This is a genomic window from Citrobacter portucalensis, assembly GCF_023374935.1.
In the GTDB taxonomy this organism is placed as follows: Bacteria; Pseudomonadota; Gammaproteobacteria; order Enterobacterales; family Enterobacteriaceae; genus Citrobacter; species Citrobacter portucalensis.
This window is the reverse complement of record NZ_CP092467.1, coordinates 225,341-233,864: the sequence shown is the minus strand read 5'-3', so window position 1 is coordinate 233,864 and position 8,524 is coordinate 225,341. Positions and strand designations below refer to the sequence as shown.

Annotated in this window: 8 protein-coding genes and 1 pseudogene; 4 read left to right on the top strand and 5 right to left on the bottom strand. The window is 50.3% G+C overall.

From position 1 onward, the window contains the following. Window positions 1-325: 325 nt before the first annotated feature. Window positions 326-1,066 carry a tyrosine-type recombinase/integrase gene (locus LY264_RS25880; protein WP_022652310.1) on the bottom strand — a complete coding sequence of 247 codons (741 nt, stop codon included), beginning with the start codon at window positions 1,064-1,066 and terminating at the stop codon, window positions 326-328. A 476-nt stretch (window positions 1,067-1,542) separates the two neighbouring features. On the opposite strand from LY264_RS25880, the pseudogene LY264_RS25875 reads away from it, so the two are divergent. Then, a pseudogene (locus tag LY264_RS25875) lies at window positions 1,543-1,850 on the top strand (IS1-like element transposase); the annotation flags it as partial. Window positions 1,851-2,141: 291 nt separating this feature from the next. Here LY264_RS25875 and LY264_RS25870 read toward each other — a convergent pair. Continuing rightward, window positions 2,142-3,164, bottom strand: a complete 1,023-nt coding sequence (locus LY264_RS25870; RefSeq protein WP_032430957.1) for an IS110 family RNA-guided transposase — start codon at window positions 3,162-3,164, stop codon at window positions 2,142-2,144. A gap of 506 nt (window positions 3,165-3,670) precedes the next feature. Between LY264_RS25870 and LY264_RS25865 the strand changes: the two genes are divergently transcribed. From LY264_RS25865 to LY264_RS25855, 3 genes are all read left to right on the top strand, one after another. Then, window positions 3,671-5,149, top strand: coding sequence for a SulP family inorganic anion transporter (locus LY264_RS25865; protein ID WP_022652309.1), 1,479 nt, complete (start codon window positions 3,671-3,673; stop codon window positions 5,147-5,149). Window positions 5,150-5,166: 17 nt separating this feature from the next. Further along, window positions 5,167-5,994 (top strand): universal stress protein, encoded by an 828-nt coding sequence (locus tag LY264_RS25860; RefSeq protein WP_032430841.1) that lies wholly within the window; start codon window positions 5,167-5,169, stop codon window positions 5,992-5,994. Window positions 5,995-6,075: 81 nt separating this feature from the next. Continuing rightward, a complete protein-coding gene (locus LY264_RS25855; RefSeq protein WP_022652307.1) occupies window positions 6,076-6,279 on the top strand; it encodes a hypothetical protein in 204 nt (67 codons plus the stop codon). Window positions 6,280-6,556: 277 nt separating this feature from the next. Here LY264_RS25855 and LY264_RS25850 read toward each other — a convergent pair whose 3' ends face one another. The 3 genes from LY264_RS25850 to LY264_RS25840 form a co-directional block, all read right to left on the bottom strand. Continuing rightward, entirely contained in the window at window positions 6,557-6,787 is a 231-nt protein-coding gene (locus LY264_RS25850) for a thioredoxin family protein (protein ID WP_021314637.1), read from the bottom strand. 13 nt (window positions 6,788-6,800) lie between these two features. Further along, complete coding sequence (locus tag LY264_RS25845) at window positions 6,801-7,769, bottom strand: permease (protein ID WP_225986354.1); 969 nt, start codon at window positions 7,767-7,769, stop codon at window positions 6,801-6,803. Between the two features lie 189 nt (window positions 7,770-7,958). Further along, on the bottom strand, window positions 7,959-8,501 hold the full coding sequence (locus LY264_RS25840) for a sigma-70 family RNA polymerase sigma factor (protein WP_022652305.1): 543 nt from the start codon (window positions 8,499-8,501) through the stop codon (window positions 7,959-7,961). Window positions 8,502-8,524: the final 23 nt, after the last annotated feature.

The window sequence follows — 8,524 nt, the reverse complement described above, 5'->3', positions numbered from 1 at the left end:
ACATAAGCTGTAGTGAGTAACACCTCTCTGTTTACTTGCTACAGCTTATATTGCTGCCTCTGGTGAGTGTCCTGCTCACTACAGCTTATATAAGCGGTGATGAGTGCGGCTCATGTCTGAGGCCCGTGCTTCCTGAGCAACAAACTTCCACCATTGTTTTTCTGCAGTTGCCGCAGCCCTGCGGACTTATTGCATCAGGCTTCCACATATCACAATCTGCTTACTCCAGCTTATGTTGCCTGCTACAGCTTATTTCACTCACTACAGCTTATCTCCGGGAAGATTTACTCACTACAGCTTATATAAACTGTGGCGAGTGACGTTGTCACGTCAGAGGGGGAAGTGTCCGGAGGATCTGCGCGGCATCATGCCCGTCACCGGTGAACGGCACGGCTAGTGTGGCCGCCATATCCAGCGCAAACACTCTGGTATATACCTCCATCGAGCGCGGATCCTTGTGGCCGGCCAGCGCCTGAATCACTTTCCGGGGCTGGCGGTGATAGAGCATATGCATGATATAGCTGTGCCGGAAGGTATGGGGCGTTACCGGAATTGAAAAATGGACCCCGTCAGCTTCGGCCCGCTTAACGGCCTGCTTCAGCCAGTTACGCATGGTTTCATCGGTGACGGCCCACAGCGGTTCACGCCGGCGGGGACGGGTGGTGACCATCCAGCTCGCCATCTGCCTGACATAGCTTATATCGGTCAGCGGGACCAGGCGGACCTCATCTTTCGGTGGGCGCCCGCGTCGGGCCCGTACTTTTTCAGACAGTACCCGCACAAAGGGTCGCAGACCATCGAGATCAAATGACTCCGGGGTCAGCGTCCGGGCTTCTCCGATACGGATACCGGTGTTCCACATGGTGGCGAACAGCATGTGATGGCGCTGGTCGGGCATATACCAGAGGAGGGCACTCACTTCCGGCGCCAGCAGATAAGCCGGGGTGGCACCGGTGGAGGTGGCCATGCGTCGTAATGCCACGGCGGTCGCAAAATCAACGCCCGGGGCGATCGGCAACAACGAAACGCGTTCTGGTGAATTCTGCAGGGGAATGACGTTGTTCATCGGCTATTTTTCACGTAGCGCACGCACTTTTTATGGATACAGGTATTTTGCACCTGACCGGCCGATCCTGCCATGACAATAAATCGCAGCGCGCGGATCCTTTTATTGTCTTATCCCGCATTATTGCGGGTAAAACCAAATGCGTAAAGGATCCTTTTTCAACATAGATCCACGTTAAAGCCAGTCATGACGCGGCCTGAGGGCTGTTTTACGGTTTTTGGGAGAAATGGGGTAATGCCAGGACATACATGATCGGACCATAATGAGAATGGAGCAGAGAAGAAGAGGATGCGCTACGTGAATTCTGACCTGGTACACCCCTGTAACCCTGTCAGTTTTCACGTAGCGCAATGTGGTAACTGACTATTGCCAGTTGATATGACGGCCGGCATTCTGATGCTGACTTAATATACGGATAATAGGTAATGCTGCCAACTTACTGATTTAGTGTATGATGGTGATTTTAAGGTGCTTGCGTGGCTTCCATTTCCATCAGATGTCCTTCCTGCTCCGCTACTGAAGGCGTGGTGCGTAACGGCAAAAGCACTGCCGGACATCAGCGCTATCTCTGCTCTCATTGCCGTAAAACATGGCAACTACAGTTCACTTACACCGCCTCTCAGCCCGGTACGCACCAGAAAATCATTGATATGGCCATGAATGGCGTCGGATGTCGCGCCAGTGCACGCATTATGGGCGTTGGCCTCAACACGGTTTTACGTCACTTAAAAAACTCAGGCCGCAGTCGGTAACCTCGCGCATACAACCGGGCAGTGATGTGATTGGGGTCAGTTTGGATATCGAAAATTATTGTACTATAAGGGCTTCCCCGGCGTGTCAACGCCGGTGTTTATGGTTTCTGTCTGCTCTTCAGTAAAAATAAAGGGGAGAGACTGCGGTACTATAAACGGCCATGATGAATCGTCATCGATTCGGACCCTGATGAAAGACGCGCGTGAGGTTCTTGTTCGTTAAGCGGATACGTATATCCTGTACAATAGCCAGATAGGCCTCACGGGGTCTAACCCTTTATCATCAACGAATTGCAGGTCAGATGGTTATTTTGTTTCGTGCTTTAGCTGGCTGAGTACAGCCTGAAATCATCACCGTAATGCAATGATGCCCAGCACAGCCTTGCGTTTTTGGCGGCGATGGCTACAACGGCACGCCAGTATCCTCTGCGATCGACCAGTGAACAGACCCAACGACTGAATAAATCAGTCCTTTTCTCGGCACCAATCAGAACCGAACGAGCCCCCTGAACCAGTAGCGTTCGCAGATACGAATCGCCAGCTTTAGTTATCCTGCCAAGCTTTGATTTCCCACCACTGCTGTACTGCGATGGCGTTAGTCCCAGCCAGGCTGCCAGTTGTCGCCCATTTTTAAAATCGTGTGCATTACCGATACTGGCGACCAGCGCACAGGCCGTTGTGGGACCAATCCCTTTCAGTTCCATCAATCGCTGGCTGCGGTGATCTGTTTTTGCCATGCGGGACAAAATCCGGTCATATTCAGTAATATTATCTTCAATACGATCAATGTGTTCCAGCAGGTCATTAACACATTGTTGAACCTGAAGTGGCAAAGAACTCTTCTGCTCAGAAACCATGTGACGCAGGGCATCTGTACTTTGTGGGGCGATGACACCGAATTCCGATATCAAACCTCTCAATCGGTTATATGTTGCTGTTTTCTCTTCGATAAAACCCTGTCTGATACGGTGTAGGCATTGCATCGCCTGCTGGCTCTCATCCTTCACTGGTACAAACCGCATATGCGGGCGACGAACTGCTTCACAGATAGCCTGAGCATCAGCTGCATCATTTTTGCCTGATTTACCGGCCATGCGGTAAGGAGATACAAATTTAGCAGCCATCAGCCGTGGTTCATGACCATATTGCCGAAACAACCTTGCCCAGTAGTGAGCCCCGGAGCATGGCTCCATCCCGATAACACAGGGAGGTAAACTGGCAATCAGCTCAGGAAGGGCAGCACGCGATACTTTGGGTTTAACCAGAACAGTTTTACCGTGTTGGTCAACGCAGTGAACAGCGAACACATTTTTAGCAAGATCGATACCGACAGTCGTGATGGTCATAACGAATCCCTCCGGGGCTATGTTTACCCCATGATTGCACAAGAGTTAATCAGGCGCATATCCAGGGGAAGTCCCTTCCATTCGTTAAGCTCATTTTTTAATCATTTCTGGTTTTTTTGGAAACGTAATATTCTGGATGTTAAGACGGTCATGCGGGGACATTGAACACAGATAATCATGTCCAGGTACGAACGTCCCATATAGAGTGTGAGCATTGATCGTGCTGTATTTTCGTTTATAGTAGATAGATTCTGTATCATACAGAGCACGTGGTCAGCACTAAAGTACATTACGCTGACTTATTCTGTTCACTGAGGGCTGAGTACCTGCTTTCAAGGATTTATCTGCTGATCATGCGCATTACGCCACCCTGAGTTTTCCCTTCCTCCGCCGTACTGAGCGAGCCTCAGAACGCACGTAATAACATCCCGTCTGCGGATGTGTTTTATCGTATTTGAAACTTATGTCCTCCGGGGCTAACTACATCTAAAAACTGAGAAATTACTATGTTGCTGTCCTCGACGCGTAAGGACTGGCTGGGTAACGTCCGTGGTGACGTGCTGGCTGGTATTGTTGTCGCGCTCGCACTCATTCCAGAAGCGATCGCCTTTTCCATTATTGCCGGTGTTGACCCTCAGGTGGGGCTTTACTCCGCTTTCTGTATCCCGCTGATTATGGCCTTCTTTGGTGGTCGCCCGGCGATGATATCTTCATCAACGGGGGCAATGGCGCTCCTGATGGTGACCCTGGTGAAGGATCATGGACTACAGTACTTACTGGCTGCCTCCGTACTGACCGGCGTATTCCAGCTGATAGCCGGTTATCTTAAACTCGGCGGTCTCATGCGCTACGTCTCACGCTCCGTGGTGACCGGATTCGTTAATGCACTCGCGATCCTGATTTTCATGGCGCAGTTACCTGAGCTCACCAATGTGACCTGGCATGTTTATGCTATGACGGCAGTAGGGCTCGCCATTATCTACCTCTTCCCGTATCTGAATAAAACAATCCCCTCACCCCTTGTCTGTATCGTGGTGCTTACGGCGATTGCCATATGGCTGCATGTGGACGTGCGTACGGTCGGGGATATGGGCAAACTGCCTGACAGTCTGCCGGTCTTCCTGGTGCCGGATATCCCGCTGAATCTTGATACGCTCCTGATTATTCTCCCTTACTCCGCAGGCCTCGCCATTGTAGGGTTACTGGAATCAATGATGACAGCCACGATTGTGGACGATATGACGGATACCCCCAGTGATAAAAACAGGGAATGCAAGGCTCAGGGCATCGCTAATATCTGCACCTCATTTGTCGGGGGAATGGCGGGCTGTGCAATGATTGGTCAGTCTGTTATCAACGTGAAATCCGGCGGTCGGGGCCGTCTGTCCACCCTCACTGCCGGTGTGGTCCTGATGTGTATGGTAGTCTTTCTGAGGGACCTGGTCTCGCAAATCCCTATGGCCGCGCTTGTCGCCGTAATGATCATGGTTTCGATTGGTACCTTTTCATGGCGTTCAGTTACCGACCTTAAAAGCCATCCCATTTCTACCAGCGTGGTGATGCTGGCAACAGTGGTGGTGGTGGTGGCCACTCATAATCTGGCATTCGGGGTACTGACCGGTGTGCTTATCGCTTCCCTGAATTTTGCCACTAAAGTGGCGCGTTTTCTGGCTGTCTCTTCAGAACTCAGGGAAGAGTCCCGGCTCTATAAGGTCACCGGGCAGGTGTTCTTTGCCTCCGCCGACCGCTTTATGGCGTATTTTGATTTTCGCGAAGCTGCAGAGAAAGTTGTCATTGATGTTACGCATGCCCATTTCTGGGATATCACGTCGGTCAGCGCACTGGATAAGGTGGTTATTAAATTCCGCAGAGAAGGAACAGACGTTGAGATCCGCGGGATGAACGAAGCAACCCGTACTATCGTTGATCGCTTTGGTGTTCACGATAAACCCGAAGAAATCGAAAAACTGATGGGAGGTCATTAATGTCAGGAATTAATGCTATGGACAACACCGTTATTGCCTGCGTGGATGGATCGTCATCAACACGCGCCGTGTGTGAGTATGCAGCCTGGATTGCCGGGAAGCTTGACGTTCCTCTTGCCCTGCTGCATGTGCTTGAAAAAAATGAACAACCGGCAGTTTCTGACCTTACGGGGACTATCGGTATTGACAGCCGGGAGCAACTGACGCAGGACCTTGTCCGAATAGAAGGGGAGCGTAACCGCCTGCTGATGACTCAGGGACGCGCCATTCTTGCCGGATGCGCGGAACTGCTCAGCCAGATCGGTATCCCGGATGTTCAGCAACTTCAGAAACATGGCGCACTGGATATCATCCTGGCTGACCTGAAGGGTATTCGTATGATGGTGCTCGGTCGCCGGGGAGCACAGAACCCGGTTGGCAGCAATCTGGAGAGCATTATCCGCCTGCAGAAAAAGCCGGTAATGATTGTACCTGAAACTTTTTCTGTACCTTCAAGAGTCATGTTTGCGTTTGATGGCAGTGAGGAAAGCCGGAGAAACCTGCGTCGACTGACGCTCAGCCCTCTGCTGCAGAGCCTGGAATGTCATATCGTAATGGTTAACGGCGATGCTCATACCCTCGAAGAGGCAAAGCGTAGTCTGCAGTGCGCTGGCATCAGTGCGATATCCCGGTTAGCTGAAGGACGCTCGGTAACGGAGGCGCTTTGTCGTTACGCCGCAGACAACGGCGTGGATTTGATTGTCATGGGGGCATATGGGCACTCTTCCCTGCGACGTTTTTTCATCGGCAGTAACACAACTGCGATGCTCGAACAGACCAGAGTCCCGCTGTTAATGCTCAGATAAGTCGGAACCCGGAGGAAAATCCGGGAAAACTTAATTCCAGACTGGCATTAAAACCCTGAGTCGGGAAGAAAAGGCGACATTATGAAGAAAATCCTTATGATTGATGAAGTTCTTGCGCTTGCCCAGCTTAGCCAGGTTGCATTTGATAAACCCATAAAATATATGGATGACACGGATGCTGAACTCATCGCTCGTTTTAAAAAAACCATCACACCAGAACTTATTGAGCAGATGTGTCTCAGAATACTTGAGCTTGAAGCGAAGTTTCAGACTTTAAACGAATAAGCGTCAGGAATATGATAACTAAAGGCTGAACAGGGACTGCAGTAAGACGGCCAGCTGTCAGAGAGCAAAAAACGGACCTGAACTGACTGTGATAAGTGAGATATCAGAGTGTAAACTTTACCTGCTGTGGCGGAGCTCCGCGACAGAGATGAAGGTATACCTTCATCTCTGGGTCTGAACTTTTCATTAAAAAAGGGGCTGCCGGAAGTCCTCTACAGAGATCAGAGCTTGATATTTCAGGCAATGAACGAACAGGAATTATTTCCCTGCCTGCAGGTCAGAGCCAGCTTTCGATAATGTCTCTTGATGGTATTCCTCCGGTATGTACAACGATGTTATCAACGACAACCGCCGGGGTCGCCATCACTTTGTGTTTCATTATTTCAGACAGTGACTCCACTTTTTCAAGCTGAATAGCGACGCCTCTCTCATCAGCCACCTGCTGGATAAGGCGGATGGTTGTTTTACAACCGGAACAGCCTGTACCCAGTACTTTTACATGCTTCATTTTATAATCCTCTTCAGGGAATTAACGGGAATACAACGTTAAAAATCCAGCCAACCAGTGTGAAAGAGGTCAACAACAGCAACAGCAGGGTGCACAGTAATTGCCACTTCATCACCTGTTTGAGCAGAATGAACTCAGGAAAGCTGGCAGCCACAGTGCTCATGCAAAAAGCCAGAGTTGTCCCCACTGGCAGGCCGTTCGTGATCAGACTCTCCATCACAGGGATCACACCGGTAGCATTGGAATAGAGAGGTATGCCAACCAGCACAGCTACAGGGACAGTCCACCACTGACCGGCACCGAGATGCGACGCGATCCATCCGTCGGGCACAAATCCATGCAATGCCGCACCAAGTCCTACTCCGAGAATGACCCAGAGCCAGACACGCTTAAAAATGGTGAGAGTTTCCTCTTTAGCAAAGGCATGTCGCTTTGAGAGAGGCATATGCGGTGCCATGGTAGATTGTCGGATCTCATCAGTTTGATGTTGCTGCCCGTCTCTGAGGGCATCGGCGGCAAAATCGGCTAACCAGCGTTCGGCCTTAATCCGATCAAGAAAAGCACCGCCAGCCATACCAACAGCCATTCCGACAGCAATATAAATGAGCGTGAACTTCCATCCGAGCAGGCTGACCAGAAGCAGGACGGCGACTTCATTGATAAGGGGGGATGTGATGAGAAAGGCCATGGTAATCCCGAGGGGGATACCAGCCGAAGTAAACCCCAGAAATACCGGGATACTTGAGCAGGAACAGAACGGAGTAACGGCGCCAAAGCAGGAGCCCAGTAAATACCCCATTCCACGGTGCTTACCTGCAAGATAGTTTCTTACCCTCTCAATATCCAGCGAGGCCCGTAGTATGGCCACAAAGTAGATCATGACCAGCAAGAGAACGAAAATTTTGCTCACGTCTTCGACAAAAAAGTGGATCGCCTCCCCGAGTTTGGTTGCAGGACTCAGACTAAGGCATTCATAGACCAGCTAGGTGGCAAAATCAGTGAAAATCTGGAACATAACGGACAGGCCTCACGACGGTTGTTTTTCGGGAAGACGCTGTTTGACAGAAAAGGATGCAGTTTTTTTCGATTTATTTCATTTGCTGAGAAATGTTATTGAACAGGATTTCACTGCAATAGCTTATCGGTAACCCCAGAAGGGGAAACAGATTCTTCACTTGGGAGTGAAACAACATACCCGACCATACTCATCCAGTCTGATCTGGCAATTGCTGGAAAGTTTCCTATGCAGCCTATCCCTCGCCCGGGATAAACGCGATTTGGTTGCCGCAAGTGTCAGACCATTTCGGTCTGCAAAATCAGCCTGTTTCATCCCCTCAAGATCACAGAGCGTAAGGATAATCCGATCAGACTCTGCCATTTTATCCAGGATGCGGGGCAGACAACCAGCCAGTGAGTCGACAGTTTCAGGCGTATTATCCGGCAATGATAAATCATCGTGGAGAGGCATAAATGGACGCTGCTGGCGGCTTTTATCAATAAGCAGATGCCGGGCAACCTCAAACAGCCAGGCTCTGGCATTCACGATGGCACAGAATTTCCCATGTTGTCGTATTGCCCGGAGAAAGGTTTCCTGTATCAGATCATCAGCATCAGCCTCATTACCCACTTGTCTGAGTAACCAGCAAAGAAGTTCGTGTTCATGCTTCTTCCACGCCTTCATAAGGCAAGGCGGCGTGCCGTTCAGTTGCTCCATTTATGACTCTCTCGTTAAATACA